Origin of the sequence: Amycolatopsis sp. AA4 (assembly GCF_002796545.1) — a bacterium.
GTDB lineage: Bacteria > Actinomycetota > Actinomycetes > Mycobacteriales > Pseudonocardiaceae > Amycolatopsis.
The window spans coordinates 4,672,535-4,687,806 of the sequence record NZ_CP024894.1 but is presented as its reverse complement, the minus strand read 5'-3'; the positions used below and the strand labels follow the sequence as shown (position 1 = coordinate 4,687,806).

At 69.6% G+C, this 15,272-nt stretch carries 16 protein-coding genes and 4 tRNA genes; 11 read left to right on the top strand and 9 right to left on the bottom strand.

Annotated features, from left to right (window positions below; translation table 11 throughout):
• Nucleotides 1-42: 42 nt before the first annotated feature.
• Nucleotides 43-894, top strand: coding sequence for an oxidoreductase (locus CU254_RS21845; RefSeq protein ID WP_009079438.1), 852 nt, complete (start codon nucleotides 43-45; stop codon nucleotides 892-894).
• Nucleotides 895-939: 45 nt separating this feature from the next.
• Here the strand turns inward: CU254_RS21845 and CU254_RS21840 are convergent, their stop codons facing one another.
• Together CU254_RS21840 and CU254_RS21835 are read right to left on the bottom strand one after the other, a co-directional pair.
• Entirely contained in the window at nucleotides 940-2,169 is a 1,230-nt protein-coding gene (locus CU254_RS21840) for an alpha/beta fold hydrolase (RefSeq protein ID WP_009079436.1), read from the bottom strand.
• 667 nt (nucleotides 2,170-2,836) lie between these two features.
• Nucleotides 2,837-3,130 carry a hypothetical protein gene (locus tag CU254_RS21835; RefSeq protein WP_009079434.1) on the bottom strand — a complete coding sequence of 98 codons (294 nt, stop codon included), beginning with the start codon at nucleotides 3,128-3,130 and terminating at the stop codon, nucleotides 2,837-2,839.
• 122 nt (nucleotides 3,131-3,252) lie between these two features.
• Here CU254_RS21835 and CU254_RS21830 point away from each other — a divergent pair, with 122 nt between their 5' ends.
• Complete coding sequence (locus CU254_RS21830) at nucleotides 3,253-3,441, top strand: hypothetical protein (RefSeq protein ID WP_009079431.1); 189 nt, start codon at nucleotides 3,253-3,255, stop codon at nucleotides 3,439-3,441.
• A 583-nt stretch (nucleotides 3,442-4,024) separates the two neighbouring features.
• Here the strand turns inward: CU254_RS21830 and CU254_RS21825 are convergent.
• The gene (locus tag CU254_RS21825; protein ID WP_037714419.1) at nucleotides 4,025-4,642 is read right to left on the bottom strand and encodes an RraA family protein; all 618 of its coding nucleotides are present in this window, start codon (nucleotides 4,640-4,642) and stop codon (nucleotides 4,025-4,027) included.
• A gap of 67 nt (nucleotides 4,643-4,709) precedes the next feature.
• On the opposite strand from CU254_RS21825, the gene CU254_RS21820 reads away from it, so the two are divergent.
• Nucleotides 4,710-5,210 carry a methylated-DNA--[protein]-cysteine S-methyltransferase gene (locus tag CU254_RS21820; protein WP_037717675.1) on the top strand — a complete coding sequence of 167 codons (501 nt, stop codon included), beginning with the start codon at nucleotides 4,710-4,712 and terminating at the stop codon, nucleotides 5,208-5,210.
• 5 nt (nucleotides 5,211-5,215) lie between these two features.
• On the opposite strand, the gene CU254_RS21815 is transcribed toward CU254_RS21820, so the two are convergent.
• The gene (locus tag CU254_RS21815) at nucleotides 5,216-6,010 is read right to left on the bottom strand and encodes a siderophore-interacting protein (protein WP_009079423.1); all 795 of its coding nucleotides are present in this window, start codon (nucleotides 6,008-6,010) and stop codon (nucleotides 5,216-5,218) included.
• 606 nt (nucleotides 6,011-6,616) lie between these two features.
• Here CU254_RS21815 and CU254_RS21810 point away from each other — a divergent pair.
• Both CU254_RS21810 and fgd read left to right on the top strand, forming a co-directional pair.
• A complete protein-coding gene (locus CU254_RS21810; RefSeq protein ID WP_009079421.1) occupies nucleotides 6,617-7,366 on the top strand; it encodes a hypothetical protein in 750 nt (249 codons plus the stop codon).
• A gap of 312 nt (nucleotides 7,367-7,678) precedes the next feature.
• Complete coding sequence (gene fgd, locus CU254_RS21805) at nucleotides 7,679-8,683, top strand: glucose-6-phosphate dehydrogenase (coenzyme-F420) (RefSeq protein WP_009079419.1); 1,005 nt, start codon at nucleotides 7,679-7,681, stop codon at nucleotides 8,681-8,683.
• Between the two features lie 319 nt (nucleotides 8,684-9,002).
• Here fgd and CU254_RS43715 read toward each other — a convergent pair whose 3' ends face one another.
• From CU254_RS43715 to CU254_RS21780, 5 genes are all read right to left on the bottom strand, one after another.
• Nucleotides 9,003-9,173, bottom strand: coding sequence for a hypothetical protein (locus CU254_RS43715; protein WP_199786433.1), 171 nt, complete (start codon nucleotides 9,171-9,173; stop codon nucleotides 9,003-9,005).
• Nucleotides 9,174-9,257: 84 nt separating this feature from the next.
• Nucleotides 9,258-9,332, bottom strand: a tRNA-Val gene (locus CU254_RS21795).
• A 1-nt stretch (nucleotide 9,333) separates the two neighbouring features.
• Nucleotides 9,334-9,404, bottom strand: a tRNA-Cys gene (locus CU254_RS21790).
• 21 nt (nucleotides 9,405-9,425) lie between these two features.
• Nucleotides 9,426-9,498: transfer RNA gene (locus tag CU254_RS21785), tRNA-Gly, on the bottom strand.
• A gap of 126 nt (nucleotides 9,499-9,624) precedes the next feature.
• Nucleotides 9,625-10,050 (bottom strand): SsgA family sporulation/cell division regulator, encoded by a 426-nt coding sequence (locus tag CU254_RS21780; protein ID WP_005159130.1) that lies wholly within the window; start codon nucleotides 10,048-10,050, stop codon nucleotides 9,625-9,627.
• Nucleotides 10,051-10,441: 391 nt separating this feature from the next.
• Here CU254_RS21780 and CU254_RS21775 point away from each other — a divergent pair.
• From CU254_RS21775 to CU254_RS21750, 6 genes are all read left to right on the top strand, one after another.
• Nucleotides 10,442-10,513: transfer RNA gene (locus CU254_RS21775), tRNA-Val, on the top strand.
• A gap of 473 nt (nucleotides 10,514-10,986) precedes the next feature.
• On the top strand, nucleotides 10,987-11,868 hold the full coding sequence (locus CU254_RS21770) for a TauD/TfdA family dioxygenase (protein WP_009079415.1): 882 nt from the start codon (nucleotides 10,987-10,989) through the stop codon (nucleotides 11,866-11,868).
• 33 nt (nucleotides 11,869-11,901) lie between these two features.
• Nucleotides 11,902-13,113, top strand: a complete 1,212-nt coding sequence (locus tag CU254_RS21765; protein WP_009079412.1) for a cytochrome P450 — start codon at nucleotides 11,902-11,904, stop codon at nucleotides 13,111-13,113.
• Nucleotides 13,114-13,163: 50 nt separating this feature from the next.
• The gene (locus CU254_RS21760; protein WP_050788247.1) at nucleotides 13,164-14,333 is read left to right on the top strand and encodes a cytochrome P450; all 1,170 of its coding nucleotides are present in this window, start codon (nucleotides 13,164-13,166) and stop codon (nucleotides 14,331-14,333) included.
• On the top strand, nucleotides 14,330-14,887 hold the full coding sequence (locus tag CU254_RS21755; protein WP_009079408.1) for an FcoT family thioesterase: 558 nt from the start codon (nucleotides 14,330-14,332) through the stop codon (nucleotides 14,885-14,887). The genes CU254_RS21760 and CU254_RS21755 overlap by 4 nt, the downstream gene beginning before the upstream one ends.
• Nucleotides 14,865-15,266 (top strand): acyl carrier protein, encoded by a 402-nt coding sequence (locus CU254_RS21750; RefSeq protein ID WP_050788246.1) that lies wholly within the window; start codon nucleotides 14,865-14,867, stop codon nucleotides 15,264-15,266. The genes CU254_RS21755 and CU254_RS21750 overlap by 23 nt, the downstream gene beginning before the upstream one ends.
• The last annotated feature ends 6 nt before the right edge of the window (nucleotides 15,267-15,272 follow it).

The window sequence follows — 15,272 nt, the reverse complement described above, 5'->3', positions numbered from 1 at the left end:
GGGGTCCATGCCGTCATGCATTTTTTGAAAGGACACTCCGCAGTGAGCAAGAACTTCCTGATCACCGGCGTCAGCACCGGCCTCGGACGCGCCATCGCGCAGCGCGCCCTCGCGGCTGGGCACCGCGTCGCGGGCACCGTGCGCACCGAGAAGCACGCGGCCGAGTTCCGGGCGCTGGACCCGGAACGCGCCCGGGCTTTCGTCCTCGACCTGACCGAGGCGGACCGGATCGAGCCGGCCGTGCGCGCGGCCGAAACGGAACTGGGCCGGATCGACGTGCTCGTGGCCAACGCCGGGTACGGGCTCGAAGGCACCTTCGAAGAGTCGTCGATGGAAGAGCTGCGCCGCCAGTTCGAGGTCAACGTCTTCGGCACGGTCGCGACGATCAAGGCGGTCCTGCCCGCCATGCGCGAACGGCGCGACGGCCAGATTTTCGTCATCACCTCGATGGGCGGGCACACCACCTTCCCCGGGCTGGCGTTCTACGAGGGCAGCAAACACGCGCTGGAAGGCATCACCGACACCCTCGCCCAGGAGGTCGGGCAGTTCGGCGTGCGGGTCACCGCCGTGGCGCCCGGCGCGTTCAAGACCGACTGGGCGGGCCGGTCGCTGGTCCGCGCGCCGCGCAGCATCGCCGACTACGACGCCCTGTTCGACCCGATCCGGACCCGCCGCCAGGCTCTCGCCGGTCAGGGCATCGGCGACCCCGCCCGCGCGGGCGACGCGATCCTCTCCTTGCTGGACGAGGAAAACCCGCCGGTGCACCTGCTGCTCGGCTCGGACGCGCTGCGCCTGGTCACCGCCGGGCGCCAGCGCGTCCAGGACGACTTCGACGCCTGGCAGGACCTGACGCTGTCCACCGACTCCACCGAAGGCGGCGTCACCGTCGCCTGACCGCCGTCTGTGCGGGGAACCCCCGGGGATTCCCCGCACGGCACGTCAGACGCGTCCGCGCACGAGGTCGATCAACCGGCCGAGCACGTGGTCGCCCGAGGCACGCAGGCCGTTGTGCTCGTATTCGTTGGTGATCCACGGCTTGAGCGTCGGGATCAGCCGCGCGGTTTCCTCGGAAAACACCCGCTCGACGTACATGTCGTTGGCGTAGATCGCGGCCGCCGCCGGGACCGTGCACTCGCGCAGCACGTCGGCGTCGTACAGCCGCGGCCATTCGTGCTCGGCGAGCAGCTCGGCGGTTTCCTTCATCGGCCGGAGGCTGTGGAGATCGTCGAAGAGCCAAGGGAACACGTGCTCGCCGGTGAAGAGCGTGCGGTCGGTGCGGAACTCGTCCGGCAGCACGCGCTCGGCGGACCAGCGGGTGGCGAACCCGTCGGAGTAGGACGACTCGTGGATGACCGAATACAGCGGATTGCGCGCGGTGAACGGCAGCGAGCTGGCGACGTCGTGCGCGAAAGCGGGGGACTTCGGGTCGCGTTCGAGCAGGTAGTGCAGCGCTTCCTCGCCGCCGCCGGTGCCGAGGAGCTGCCCGAGCTGCTGGAACAACCGCGGCGTGAGCGGACTGCCGTCGGGAAGGACGACGGCCCCGTCGTCGAGCAACGGCAGCAGCGCTTCGACGCGGGCGCGATCGCCGGGGTAGCGGAGGTAGTAACGGCGGTTGCGCTCGAGCAGGTTGGCGAACGTCGCGGTGTAAACCTCGTCCGGATGCCGTCCGATCGGCGGCAGCCCGCCGGTGAAGAACGCCTCGGCCAGCCCGTCCGGTGCGGAGGAAAGGTAGTGGAGCGTGCAAAACCCGCCGAACGACTGCCCGAGCACGCTCCACTTCTTGACGCCCAGCTGCTCGCGCACGAACTCCGCGTCGCGCACGATCGCGTCCGCGCGGAAGTGCGTGAGGTACTCGGCCTGCTCGGCCGGGGTGCCCGTCAGCGTGCCGACCGGCGTGGAGCGCCCGGTGCCGCGCTGGTCGAGCATGATGACCCGGTATTCCCGCAACGCCCGCGGCAGCCAACTCGGCGCACCCCGCGACGGCCGCGGCGCCTCGTGCCCGGGACCGCCCTGCAGATACACGAGAAACGGCCGGTCGAGCCCGTCCGGATCGGCGACCTCCCGCGCGAAGACGGTGATCTTCGCGCCTTCCGGACGGGAATGGTCGAGGGGAACGGAGAACTCGTGCTCGGTGAGCACCAGACCGGGAACGCGCACGGTGGTTGCCATACCGGCGATTCAACCAGAACGGGCGTCTAGGAGGCTACGGAAAATCGGCGGGTTGGGTCCATTGTGGACGGTCGTCGCATGCGCCCGGACGGCCTTCGCCGGTCCGCGTCGGGCGGCTTCTTGCGTGCCTAGGACAAGTCTCGGGGGCGGCAATGCAGTTGCTTCGCGCTCGGCCTTGCCGGTGCTGGATGTTTCCGTCGCCGTGCGCGAGGGATCCAGACGAGCCTTTGGCACGGCGATGCTCGCGGCCGCTTTCCGCGCGGGCGTCTCGGCCCGGCTTCGTCCTCCGGACTCCCGGGGTCTCGGCGTGGATGCCCGCTCAGGTTCGCCGGTGGTGGATGTTCCCGTTGTTGTGCGCGAGGCGTGCGGGGCGAGTCCTTGGCGCGGCGATGTTCGCGGCCGTTTCCTGCTTGGCTTCGTGCTCCGGGCTCGCTGGGGTTTCGCGGGGAATGTCCGCGCAGCTTAACCGGTGCTGGATGTTTCCGTCGCCGTGCACGAGGCATGCGGGACGAGTCCTGGGCACGGCGACGTTCGCAGCCGCTTCCCGCTCGGCTTCGTGCCTCCGGACGCGCTGGGGTTTCGCGAGGAGTGCCCGCAGCCTCGCCGATGCCGGATGTGTCCGTCGCCGCACGCGGAGGAAAGCCCGACCGCCCGGCCGGAAACGGTGTTATTCCTTGCCCATCGACCGGCGGATCTCGGCCAGCTTGTCCTTCGCCGCCTCCTTGCGGTCGGCGATCTTCTTGTCCAGCGACTGCAGATCCTCCGGCCCGCCGATCCCGGCGAGTTCCTGAGAACCGACCGAAGTGTGGTAGCGCTTCTCGATCCGGTCCCGCACGAAGTCGAACGACGGGGCGCCGTTGTCGCTGTAGTCGGGTTCGGGGAGGTCGGCGGGCGGCGTGCCGGGGCTCTCCACGATCTCCGCGTCGAGCGGCTCCTGCTCGCCGGGCTTGTCCGCGCTCATCGTCTCGCCTCTTCTCGGTCGTCGGCTCCGCCTTCGACCCTAGCCGACCTCGCGCGGGCCGCGCCGATGTTTCGCCGCCGCCGGTGTGCGGTAGCCCATCAGGGAGAGAAAGGAGCCCGCGAATGCTTCGCCCCCGCTCGACCGCGCCGCCCGCCCCGCCCGAGCCCGTTCCGCCCGGTCCGGTGGAGCCGGACCCGGTGACGCCGGGACCGGACCGTCCGCTGCCCGACCCGGAACCCCTTCCGCCCGAATCCGAACCCGGCCCCGATCTGGCGGCGGCCGGTCCCCTGTGGACGGTCCGGCCGGAATGATCCGCGCGGACGCCGGAGGGAGCGTCGGCCAGGGAGACCTGGTGGCGCTGCACCCCGTGCGACCACGCGCCCAGCCAAGTCCGGAGCCGGTCGGCAGCTGGGTTCTCCCGCGGCATCGCCTGCTCGCGCCGCCGAACTCGTCGCTTGCCCGAGCCCCGAGCACATCTGCCGCTGAGCCCGGAGCGAAATCACCGGCCAGCGGGGAGCTGTCGGCTCAGTCGGGGAACGGTTCGCGCAGCATCCGGAACACCGGGGCTTTGCTGCGGAGTCGGCCAGCTTCTGGAGCTGCGTCCGCTCAGCCCAGGCTTGGGCTGCGAACACCCGGCAACTCCGGAGCTGAGCTGCGGAACCCGCCAGCCTGGGGAGCCGAGTCCGCTCAGCCCGGGCTTGGTCGGCGAAGCACCTGAGAAACCCGGGGGTCAGCTGCGAGCGCGCCAGTTTCCGGAGCTGTGCCCGCTCGACCCCGGGCTTGGTCGGCGAAGCACCCGAGAACCCTGGGGCTCAGCTGCGGAACCCGCCAGCCTCCAGCGCCGCGTCCACTCAGCCCAGCCCAGGTCGGCGAAGCACCCGAGAACCCCGGCGCTCAGCCGCGGAACCCGCCAGCCTCCAGAGCCGCATCCACCTTCGCCCGGTGCGCCTCGGCCCATTCGTCGAGCGTCTGCGCCTCCTCCTTGGCCAGCTTGCCCCGAGCGTCCGCGAGCACCTGCGCCGCGTCGGCCCCCGGCACTACCACCACGCCTTCCTCGTCCGCCACGACGATGTCCCCGGCGTGCACGGTCACCCCGCCGCACCGGGCGGGCTCGCCCAGGGGCGTCACCTTGGCTTTCGTACCGGGAATCGGGATCACGCCGCGCGCGAACACCGGGAAGCGCGCCTCCCGGACCTCCGACAGGTCGCGGATCACGCCGTCCAGGACGAAGCCCGCGATGCCGCGCCGCTGGGCGGTCGCGCAGACGTTGCCGCCGGCCAGGGCGTAGTCGACGTCGCCGGATTCCGCGACGATCACCGCTCCGGCGGGCGCGCGGTGGATGGCCGCGTGCAGCATCAGGTTGTCGCCCGGCGGGCAGCGCACCGGGTACGCGGGCCCGGCGATCCGCGGCACCGGCCCCCACAAGGGGCGCACGCCGTAGTCGAGCACCTGGCCGCGGCCGAGCAGGTCGGCGAGGGTCGTGGTCGGGATGTCGGCGAAACCGTCGTCCATGGACGGCGATGCTCTCACGCGCGGCCCGGCCGGATACCGTTCCGTGGCACCGATCACGGAGGAGAAGATGGCTTTCCGGCACACTGTCGCCGCCTCGCCGGTCGGCGACCTCACCCTCGTCGCCGACGGCGGCGCGCTGGTCGCGGTCTACTTCGACGGCCACAGCCGGACCCCGCGTTTCCCGGACTTCGGCCCCCGCACCGACGACGGTTTCGCCGAGGCCGTCCGGCAGCTCGACGAATACTTCAGCGGCCGGCGCCGGACCTTCGACCTCGAACTGGACCTGCGCGGCTCCGAATTCGAACGCCGCGTGTGGCAGCTGCTGACCCGCATCCCCTACGGCGAGACGCGCACCTACCGCGAACTGGCCGTTGAACTGGGCGAGCCCGGCGCGGCACAGGCGGTCGGGAACGCGAACGGCTGGAATCCGCTGAGCATCGTCGTGCCCTGCCACCGGGTGGTCGGCAGCAGCGGCGGCCTCACCGGATATGCGGGCGGCGTCGCCCGGAAACGGTTCCTGCTGCAGCTGGAGGAACCGCCTGCCGACGACGCCGGACGGCTGTTCTGAAGCGGTTACCCCAACGAGGCGCGGCCGTGCTTCCAGTACCCCTGGAACGCGATCGCCTGCTTCGGCACCCCGCGCTCCCGCGTGAGGAATCGCCGCGCGCCGGTGGCCAGCCCGCTTTCCCCGGCGACCCACGTGTAGCCCGGCGGGTCGGACAGATCGAGCTGGGCGAGAACGTCGAGCGCGAGCCGTCCCGGGAGCCGTTCGTCCTCGCGGACCAGCCATTGGACGTCGGCGCCGAGCGGCGCGTCGACCGCGTGGATGTCGTCCCGCGCCCCGACTTCCAGCAGCACCGTGGCCCGCAGATCCGGCGACGACTCCAGGATGGCCAGCGCCGCCGGAATGGCGCTTTCGTCGGCGAGAAGCAGTTGCTTGCCGCCTTCTGGCGGCAGGTAAGTGAGGCCCTCGTCGAGAATCCCGACCTCGTCGCCTGCCCGTGCGTTCTCCGCGAACCTCGAAGCCGGGCCGCCGTCGCCGTGCACCGCGAACTCGATGTCGACCTCGCCGGGCCGGGTCGCCCGGATCGTGTAGTTCCGCACCCACGGCCGGGACGCGGCGCTCATGAGCAGGTGCTGAGCGAGCCAGCGGCCGCTCGACGCGGTGGGGAGGCGCAGCCCGCGTTGTCCCTCGCGCGGGAAGAACAACCGGCACCATTGATCGAACCCCAGCGGTGCGAAGTCCTCGAGGTCCTCCCCACCGACGGTGAGGGTCACGAAATGCGTGGACGTCCGTTCGGCGCGCAGCACGGACGCCCGGAGCAGCCGCCTGCTGTCGGGCGTGCGGCGCTGGGGGAGGGTCGGCATGGATTCCCGTTTCAATCAGGTAAGGCTTACCTACTGAACGCTAGCTGTTGCTTCGAGGGGAAGGCAAGGACTGAAACGGCCCTGGTTGCGCCTCTGCGTACGCCTTGCCTAGTGCTCGTGCATCCGTTCGGGCCAACGCGCTGCTCGTCGCCTCCTTCCGTTGATCACTCTCCGTGTCACTCATGTGGGTGACGGTTGACTGCTCAATAATCGGGCTCGACGTGACACTCTGTGTATCACCGCGGGGCGGCGAGGGTGCCGGAGTCGAGTTTCTCCGTCTGGCGACTGTGCGAATGAACGTGCATCTTCCCGTGTCAGAGCCGGTTCGCCGCAGTTCGCGGATGCGTCGAGAGGTCTGGACAAGTCGTCGCCCGGGTGGCCGCCGGATGACGAAACAGTGACCGCGAAGAGTAGCGAAAACCGTCACTCGAACCGTTGGGCGACGATGAGGGACCGTTCACCGCGACACTGCCAGTAGAACTGGCTGGTAACGCACCGTCTTCGCCAGGATGAGCGCATCCGGGACCCGCTTCCGTACGACGGCCGGGGTCCGGACAGCCGTCGGAACCGGTCCGCCGGCCGGAAGAGAAAGGGATCGACGACCTCATGACGGTGGTTCCCTGCCTCGCCGACCAGCCGCGCCGAACCGGGCAGCCGCGCCGGACCGGCGAGCCGCCCGAGCCGCAGGAAGGCGCGGTGCTGGTCCGGGAGCCTCAGCCGCCGACCCGCCTCGGCGAACCGGAGCCCGCCGGGGAAACGGCACCGCCTCGGGGCACGGCGGGCCTGGCTTGTCCTGCCGAGACGACGCAGCTGCGCGGCGCGAACGATCAGACAGGCAATACGGCGGAGTCGACGCAGGCGAGCGATGCGGCCGATCCAGGCCCCGCAGTCCCGGCCAAACCCGCTCCGCCTGCGAGCGCCGCAGCGGCGAGCGACCCGGCGGCCGTCGACGCCGCCCCAACCGCCCCGAAGCAGCCAGCCGAACCGGCCCGCCCTGACCCCGAGCGCCCCGCCCGGGTCCGCGTCGTTGTCGACTGGGATCCCTTCTCCCGTCCGCCGCGTCGCGTGGCGACCCGGGACGAGATGGTCGACTCCGCGCGCCGGGTTCTGGACCGCCGCAAGCGGGGGCGTCATCGCAAGCCCGACACCCGCGAGCCGTGGGCCTCCCGGGCGGCGGATTTCGTCGTCGCTTGGGCGTCCGCGATCCGGATGGCGCTGCTCATTCTCGCCGGGACCGCGTTCCTCGCCGCGCTCGTGCTGATGAACAGCCCGGTCGCGGGGGTGGCCGTGACCCTGGCGGCGGGTGCCGCGGCGTGGGCGGCGCGGCCGCGAAGGTCCCCCTCGCACCGCTGTTGAACAAGCCGGCCAGATCGGTTCCGCGGCAAAGGATTCGTCGACTCCGGCCGTCTCGGGGCGGACGGTGCCGACGACCCGCACGGGCTCGTCAGTGGACTGTCCGAACTGGACGCCGCAGCCCTCGATGCGCCTTGCCGTGCTTTCCCGGCCAGGCAAGAGAATTCCGCCTGCGCCCGCTCCCGCGACGACTCAGCCTGACGCACCAGCCCGGCTAGTGATCGACAGCACACCCGCCTGCGCAAGGTCCATCCGAGTACGGTTGACGGTGCCACGGAATCCTGCGTGGTTCAGGCCGGACGGGGAAGGGCGATCGTGGAGCTGAAGGTCGGGTACAAGGCGTCGGCGGAACAGTTCGGGCCTCGCGAGCTGGTGGAGTTCGCGGTGCGGGCCGAGGAGCTGGGGCTGGACTCGGTGTGGGTGTCGGACCACTTCCTGCCGTGGCGGCACGAGGGCGGGCACGCGCCGTGGGCGCTCGCGTGGATGCCGGCGGTGGCGGAGCGGACCAGCCGGGTGTTGATCGGGACCAGCGTGCTGACGCCGACGTTCCGGTACAACCCGGCGGTGATCGCGCAGGCGTTCGCGACGATGGCGCTGCTGTCGAATGACCGCGTGATCCTGGGCGCGGGCACTGGGGAGGCGTTGAACGAGATCGCGGTGTCGGGCCGGGAATGGCCGGAGTTCAAGGAGCGGTTCGCGCGGCTGCGGGAGTCGGTGCGGTTGATGCGCGAGCTGTGGAGCAAGGACAACGTCGATTTCGAGGGCGACTACTACCAGCTGGTCAACGCGAAGATCTACGACCGCCCGGAGCGTCCGGTGCCGGTGTACATCGCCGCGGGCGGGCCGGTCGTGGCGAAGTACGCGGGCCGCGCGGGCGACGGGATGATCTGCACGTCCGGCAAGGGCATGGAGCTCTACACCGAGAAGCTGATGCCCGCGATGGCCGAGGGCGCGGCCGCCGCTGAGCGCGACGCGGCGCAGGTGGACCGGATGATCGAGATCAAGATGTCGTACGACCGCGACCCGGAGAAGGCGCTGGCGAACACGCGGTTCTGGGCGCCGCTGTCGTTGAGTGCGGAGCAGAAGCACACGGTGTCGTCGGCGGAGGAGATGGAGCGGCTGGCCGACGAGCTGCCGATCGAGCAGGTCGCGAAGCGGTGGATCGTGGCGTCGGATCCGGACGAGGCGGTCGCGCAGATCAAGCCGTACCTCGACGCGGGCCTGAACCACCTGGTCTTCCACGGCCCCGGCCACGACCAGGAGCGCTACCTGGGCCAGTTCGCCGAGGACGTGCTGCCGCGGCTGCGCGCGCTTTCCTGAGCCGTTCGCGCGGAACCTCCGTCCGGCTTCGGCCGGGCGGAGGCCGTTGTCCCCGGTGCCGGTCCGTCCACTCCGGACAGTGACGAGAAACCGCAGCATGTCGACGCGGCGGGTGGCCGACGTCGCGGAATGGCTGGCGCGGCAACGGCGATCGTGGCCCGCCTACGGTGCGCGGGCCTCGACCACCTTGTGATTACTGTTGCTTGAAGCGCCTTCTTCGGCTCGCCACCAGGAAGCCCGTGCCTGCGGCGACGAGGGCGCCCCCGAGGATCAGCAGCAGTCGAATCCCGGTCGCCGACGGGGGAGCGGTCACCGGCGCTTAGCCGGTGCTGAGCCGTCCGGTCTCGGGCGGCACGACGTTCGAATCGTGCGCCCGGTCCGGACCGGCGGCCGGGAGCGTGAAGCGCAGATCGGTCGCCGAGAGCCGAACCTCCTGTGCGAGCGTCCCGGCGAGATGGGAGCTGCTGCCCTGCGCGACGACGGGGAGCAAGACCGTCCTCCGCGGCTTCGCAACGACTCCAGGAACGATGGAAGCCCCGCCTCTCCGAAGAGAAGCGGGGCTTCCGGGCGACGCTGGTGCGCGATACTGGGATTGAACCAGTGACCTCTTCCGTGTCAGGGAAGCGCTCTCCCGCTGAGCTAATCGCGCGAGGTGGAGACGGGATTCGAACCCGTGTACACGGCTTTGCAGGCCGTTGCCTCGCCTCTCGGCCACTCCACCGCATGGGGCTTGAGCCCTCCGAGCGGACGACGGGATTCGAACCCGCGACCCTCACCTTGGCAAGGTGATGCGCTACCAGCTGCGCTACGTCCGCACTACCGTGGCTTCGGGATCGCGGGCCGGAAGCCCGCACCCCGTCGCCGTGGTGTGAAGAAACCATATCCGACCCCGGCAACCGTCCCGGCACCGGGGGGTTGTTGACCCTTCCGCGGGGCGGTGATCAGGCCAGATCGTTCGGGATCAGGTGGGTGAGCGCGTCGTCGACGTCGACCCACAGGTGCTCGTTGCCCGGCAGCACGACGTCGTACGTGCGGTCCAGGAAATCGGCCAGCTCCTGCGCGGACGCCTCGAACATGGCGTGCCCGGACGGCGAGTTCAGCTCGATCAGGACCGACTCCGGGTCCTCCACCGAGGGGCGGATGCGGACGTCCCCGTCGCCGGCGTCGGCGAGCAGGCCGTCGGCGAGCAGGTCGCGCGCGTAGACCCATTCGACCCAGCCGGCCCGCCCGGTGCGGAAGGCGGCGACTACGGCATAGGGGTCGCGGGTGTCGTAGCGCAGCTCCACCTTCACCGGAACCGCCGGGGTCCGCGGCGCCAGCAGGTCGAAGACCGCCGTCGAGCGGAGCGTCACGTGATCGTTGCGCATCGTCCTACCCTTCGTCTCCCTTCCCGGCCCGGACGACCGAGGACAACGGTGAGACGCACCAGGAGCCCGGATCCGTCGCGGGTGCGCTCGAGATCACCCGTTCGAGACCGTCTGCCCCGAGGTCCGTCCGGTCCGTCGCCGTCCGTGCCGCGCAGCCTTCAGCGGGCGCCCGGTGGGGAGCCACCAGTACATCTTGCGCGGTTCGGCCGCTGTGCGATAGCACCGTCGCACGGATGTCGCGGACGGCCGCACGCGCCCCCGCCCGCGCAAGGCCTCGGTTAGCTCGGGGTTGTTCGGACGGTATTCGCAGGCAGACGCGCTGTAGTCGGCGCAAACCACCCGTTTGCAGGCCCCCGAAAGTCGTGGGGTAGTCTGGACCGGCACCGCGAGCGGGCGATTAGCTCAGCGGGAGAGCGCTTCGTTCACACCGAAGAGGTCACTGGTTCGATCCCAGTATCGCCCACAGTTCGCCCGAAGGTCCGCCGACAGGTCTGTCGGCGGACCTTCTGCGTTTCCCGGGACGATCCGCGTCCCGTCCCTGCGGCCCCGGAAATCGATATCCCGGGCACTCGTCCCGCCGATCGGGATTCCCGCGCACCGAAACGGCGAGCCGGAGGCAATTTCACGCGCTTTTCACCTCACTTTCCGGTTGTCGCTCCTGTCCGCTCCACGGTATGTGCGGCAGCAATTTAAGCGCTCCTTAACCGGGTCTTTTGAGTCCGCTGATAGGGTGGTGGAACTGGTGGGAAATAAATGGCTGTCCGGGGTCGTCCGCGGCGCGCTCCGGTCTGCCCTGTGCACTGTCCGTGCCGAGGTCAGCCGACGCGGTTCCGGCTACCCGCGGACGGGATTAGCGCTGTTTTAGCCGCATTTATCAAGCTGCTGCTAACGTTGCCGACGATTGCGATATTGAGGGGCGGTAGGGCTGTGCGTGAAATGGTCGTCAGCAAGCAGGCTGACGCGAAATTCGGCGTCGTCGTCGAAGGATTCGACGCGACGACCGCGACTTCCGAGGAATTCGCCGAACTGAAGCGCCAGGTGTACGAGAACAAGATCGCCGTGCTCAAGGACCAGAAGCTCTCGCCCGACGAGTTCGTCGAGATGGGCAAGCGGATGGGGGAGCCGTCCTCGTACTACGAGCCGGTCTACCACCACCCGGACAACCCGCTGATCTTCGTGTCGTCGAACGTCCCGAAGGACGGCAAGCAGATCGGCGTGCCGAAGACCGGCAAGTTCTGGCACGCGGACTACCAGTTCATGGACAAGCCGTACGGCCTGACGCTGATCTACCCGCAGGTCGTGCCGCAGAAGAACCGGGGCACCTACTTCATCGACATGGGCGCGGCCTACGAGGGCCTGCCCGAATCGCTGAAGCAGGAGGTCGCCGACGCGGTCGCCGTGCACAGCCCGCGCCGGTTCTTCAAGATCCGCCCGAGCGACGTCTACCGGCCGGTCGGCGAGCTGCTGGCCGAGATCGAGGAGCGCACGCCCGAGGTCCGCCACCGCGCGGTCGTCAAGCACCCGGTCACCGGCGAATCGGTGCTCTACGTCAGCGAGGGCTTCACCACCGGCCTCGAGGACGCGAAGGGCGAGGAGATCCGCGGCGACCTGCTGAGCAGGCTGCTCGACGCGGTCGGCCAGCTGGACACGACCTTCGAGCACGAGAACATCCACCTGCAGCGCTTCTCCGAGGGCGACATGCTCGTCTGGGACAACCGCAGCCTGGTGCACCGCGCGCTGCACACCGTCACCCCCGAACCCGCCGTGTCGTTCCGGGTGACGCTCTACGACGAGCACCCGTTCGACGCCGGAGCCTGACCCGCCGTGCCCGCTTCCACCGAAGAGGAATCCATGACGAGCAAATGCCCGTTCGGCGGGGACGCCACCGCCCCGGTCTTCGACGCGGACTACTTCGCCGACCCGTACACCCGGTACGAACAGCTCCGGGAGGCCGGCCCGGTCCACCAGGTCTGGCTGCCCGAGGGCATGCCCGCGTGGCTGGTCACGCGCTACGACCTGGTCGGCGAGCTGCTGAAGGACAAGCGGCTCGTGCGCAACCGCGAGCACGCCAACGAGAGCTACCAGAACGAACTGCTGCCGCAGGCGGTGCGGGAAGGCAACCTCCACATGGAGGACGGGGCGCTGCACACGCGGCTGCGCCGGTTCATGAACTTCGCCTTCACGCCCAAGCGGATCGACGCGCTGCGGCCGCGGATGAGCAAGGTCGCGGACGAACTGCTGGAGGCGTTCGCCACGGCCGGCGGCGGCGACCTGATGACGGCGTTCGCCGAGCCGATGCCGATCGCCATCATCGTGGACATCCTCGGCATCCCGGCCGACATGCACGGCGACTTCCACACGTGGAGCGACATGATCATGTGCGGCGTCCTGGAGGACGCGCACCAGGCGGGCCGCAACCTGATCGAGTACACCCACCAGCTGATCGAGCGCAAGCGCGCCGAACCGCTCGACGACCTGCTGTCGCACTGGGTCCACGGCAAGGACGAGGAAGGCAACGGCCTCAACGACAACGAGATCGTCGGCATGACCTTCTTCCTCCTGCTCGGCGGCTACGTCACCACGTTCGGCTCGTTCGGCACCGCCGTGCTCGGCCTGCTGGCCCAGCCGGAGAAGGCCGCCCAGCTGCGCGCGAACCCGGACCTGCTCCCGGAGGCCGTCGAGGAATTCCTGCGCTGGGACGGCTCGGCGCAGAACTCCATGCGGCGCTTCGCGATCGAGGAGATGGAGATCGCCGGGGTCCGCATCCCCAAGGGCGACACCGTGATCCTGTCGCTGGGCTCGGCCAATCGCGACCCGCGCCATTTCCCGGACCCCGACGTGCTCGACTTCGAACGCGAGGACAAACAGCACTGGACCTTCGGCCGCGGCCCGCACCACTGCCCGGCCAAGGAACTCGCCCGGATCGAACTGCAGATCATGATCGGCAAGCTGCTCGAGCGCTTCCCCGACCTGTCGCTGGCGGTGCCCGCGGAGTCGATCGAATGGCGTCCGAACTACATCTTCCGCGCTCCGCGCACGCTGCCGGTGTCGCTCCGCCCGTGAACCCGACGAGGTCTGACATGCCGAGCAAATGCCCAGTCCACGCACTTCCCGTGCCGTTCGACGAAGGCTACTTCGCCGATCCCTATCCCACCTACGCGAAACTGCGCGAAGACGCGCCGATCCACCGCGTCTGCCTGCCCGAGGGCCCGCCGGTCTGGCTGGTCACCCGCTACGACGACGTCGCCGAGCTGCTGAAGGACCGGCGCCTGGTGCGCAACCGCCGGCACGCCAACAGCGACTACGAGAGCGAACTGCTGCCGGTGCTCGTGCGCGAGGGCAATCTGCACATGGAGGACGGCGAGCTGCACACGCGGCTGCGCCGGTTCATGAACTTCGCCTTCACGCCCAAGCGGATCGCCATGCTGCGCACCCGGATCGAGCAGGAGACCGACCGCCTGCTCGACGAGATCGAAGCGCGGGGCGGCGGCGACCTGATGCACCTGCTCGCCGCGCCGCTGCCGATCCAGATCACCATCGACCTGCTCGGCATCCCGCGCGACATGGGCGGGAACTTCCGCGGCTGGAGCGACGCGATGCTCGGCGGCGTGATCGAGGAGGCGCGCACCGCGGGCAAGCAGCTGATCGAGTTCATCTACCAGCTCGTCGCCCGCAAGCGCGAGAACCCGGACGACGACCTGATGTCGCACTGGGTGCACGGCAAGGACGAGGAGGGCCACGGGCTCAGCGAGCAGGAGATGGTCGGCATGACCTTCTTCCTCGTGCTCGGCGGCTACGACACCACGGTCGGCTCGATGGGCAGCACGATCCTCGCCCTGCTCACCCAGCCGGACAAGGCGCAGCGGCTGCGGGAGCACCCGGAGCTGATCCCGGACGCGGTGGAGGAAATGCTGCGCTGGGACGGCTCGGCGCACAACGCCTTGCGCCGCTTCGCCGTCGAGGACATGGAAATCTGCGGCACGCAGGTCAAAGCCGGCGACACGGTGATCCTCAGCATCTCCTCGGCGAACCGCGACCCGGCCCGCTTCCCCGACCCGGACGTGCTCGACTTCGACCGCGAGGACAAGCAGCACTGGTCCTTCGGCCGCGGCGCGCACCACTGCCCGGGCAAGGAACTCGCGCGGATCGAGATCCAGATCATGGTCGAGAAGCTGCTGACCCGGTTCCCGGACCTCAAGCTCGCGATCGCGCGCGAGGAGATCGAATGGCGGCCGAACTACCTGATCCGCTCGCCGCGCAGGATCCCGGTGACCGTCCGATGAGGACGGACGAACACCCGGCCGGGCGGCTCGTGCGGTTCGACACCGACCACGAGCTGCTCGACCGGGTCCTGCGGGTGTACCGCGAACACTGCCGCTACCTCAAATTCGCCGAGACCACCGTGCCGCACGGGCCGGAGTCCGGCGAGGGGATTTCGGTGGCGGGGGAGTTCGCGATCCCCGAGTCGTGCTACATCGACGACACCGGGCACTTCAACGCGGTCGAGTTCAACATCTGCTACAACCAGATGGCCTACTACCTGATCGCCAAGGCGGTCCAGGACGGCCTGCACCCGGTTTTCGCGCGCTGGACCATCGACGACTTCTGGCGGCTGCAGCTGGGGAACATCCTGATCACCGACCTGAAGAGCACCTTCAAGCGCCAGATGCGCGGAAGGATGTTCGAGGGCCGGACCACCGTCGTCGACGTCGTGCGGCTCGACCAGGTCGAGCGCTGGGACCCGCTGATCGTCCTCCGCACGAAGTGCGAGTTCTGGGACGAGACCGGCGGAAACTGCCGAGGTGAAGTGAAGATTGCCATCTCCAATCCCGTCTGAGGAACGGCCGCGGGCCGTCGAAGAGCTGCTGGCGCTGCCGCGGCCGGACCGCCGGGACGCGCTCGAGACGCTGGTCTCGGCCGAGTTCCGGCGCGCGCTGCTGATGTCCGAAAAGGACGATCTGCCGCCCGACGAGAACTACTTCGCGCTGGGGCTGACCTCGTTGCGGGCGGCCGAGATCAAGCAGCGGCTCGAAGAAAAGCTCGGCTGCGAGCTGGACGCGTCGCTGCTGTTCGACAACGCGACCGTCCGCCAGGTCGTCGACTTCGTCGCCGAAGCGGTCCTGCCCGGGGCCGGTGCGCCCGCCGCGGCGGAACCGTCCGGGCCGGGGCACCGGCAGCTGGTCGATTCCCTGCTCGAAGACCTCTACGAACACTGAACTTTT

What these genes read in the sequence shown, in the direction of transcription:
- CU254_RS21825 (WP_037714419.1), bottom strand. Translation starts at nt 4,642, where the DNA reads ATGGACGACGGTTTCGCCGACATCCCGACCACGACCCTCGCCGACCTG.
- CU254_RS21810 (WP_009079421.1), top strand. Translation starts at nt 6,617, where the DNA reads ATGACGGTGGTTCCCTGCCTCGCCGACCAGCCGCGCCGAACCGGGCAG.
- CU254_RS21830 (WP_009079431.1), top strand. Translation starts at nt 3,253, where the DNA reads ATGCTTCGCCCCCGCTCGACCGCGCCGCCCGCCCCGCCCGAGCCCGTT.
- CU254_RS21755 (WP_009079408.1), top strand. Translation starts at nt 14,330, where the DNA reads ATGAGGACGGACGAACACCCGGCCGGGCGGCTCGTGCGGTTCGACACC.
- CU254_RS21770 (WP_009079415.1), top strand. Translation starts at nt 10,987, where the DNA reads ATGGTCGTCAGCAAGCAGGCTGACGCGAAATTCGGCGTCGTCGTCGAA.
- CU254_RS21815 (WP_009079423.1), bottom strand. Translation starts at nt 6,010, where the DNA reads ATGCCGACCCTCCCCCAGCGCCGCACGCCCGACAGCAGGCGGCTGCTC.
- CU254_RS21820 (WP_037717675.1), top strand. Translation starts at nt 4,710, where the DNA reads ATGGCTTTCCGGCACACTGTCGCCGCCTCGCCGGTCGGCGACCTCACC.
- CU254_RS21780 (WP_005159130.1), bottom strand. Translation starts at nt 10,050, where the DNA reads ATGCGCAACGATCACGTGACGCTCCGCTCGACGGCGGTCTTCGACCTG.
- CU254_RS21765 (WP_009079412.1), top strand. Translation starts at nt 11,902, where the DNA reads ATGACGAGCAAATGCCCGTTCGGCGGGGACGCCACCGCCCCGGTCTTC.
- CU254_RS21840 (WP_009079436.1), bottom strand. Translation starts at nt 2,169, where the DNA reads ATGGCAACCACCGTGCGCGTTCCCGGTCTGGTGCTCACCGAGCACGAG.
- CU254_RS21835 (WP_009079434.1), bottom strand. Translation starts at nt 3,130, where the DNA reads ATGAGCGCGGACAAGCCCGGCGAGCAGGAGCCGCTCGACGCGGAGATC.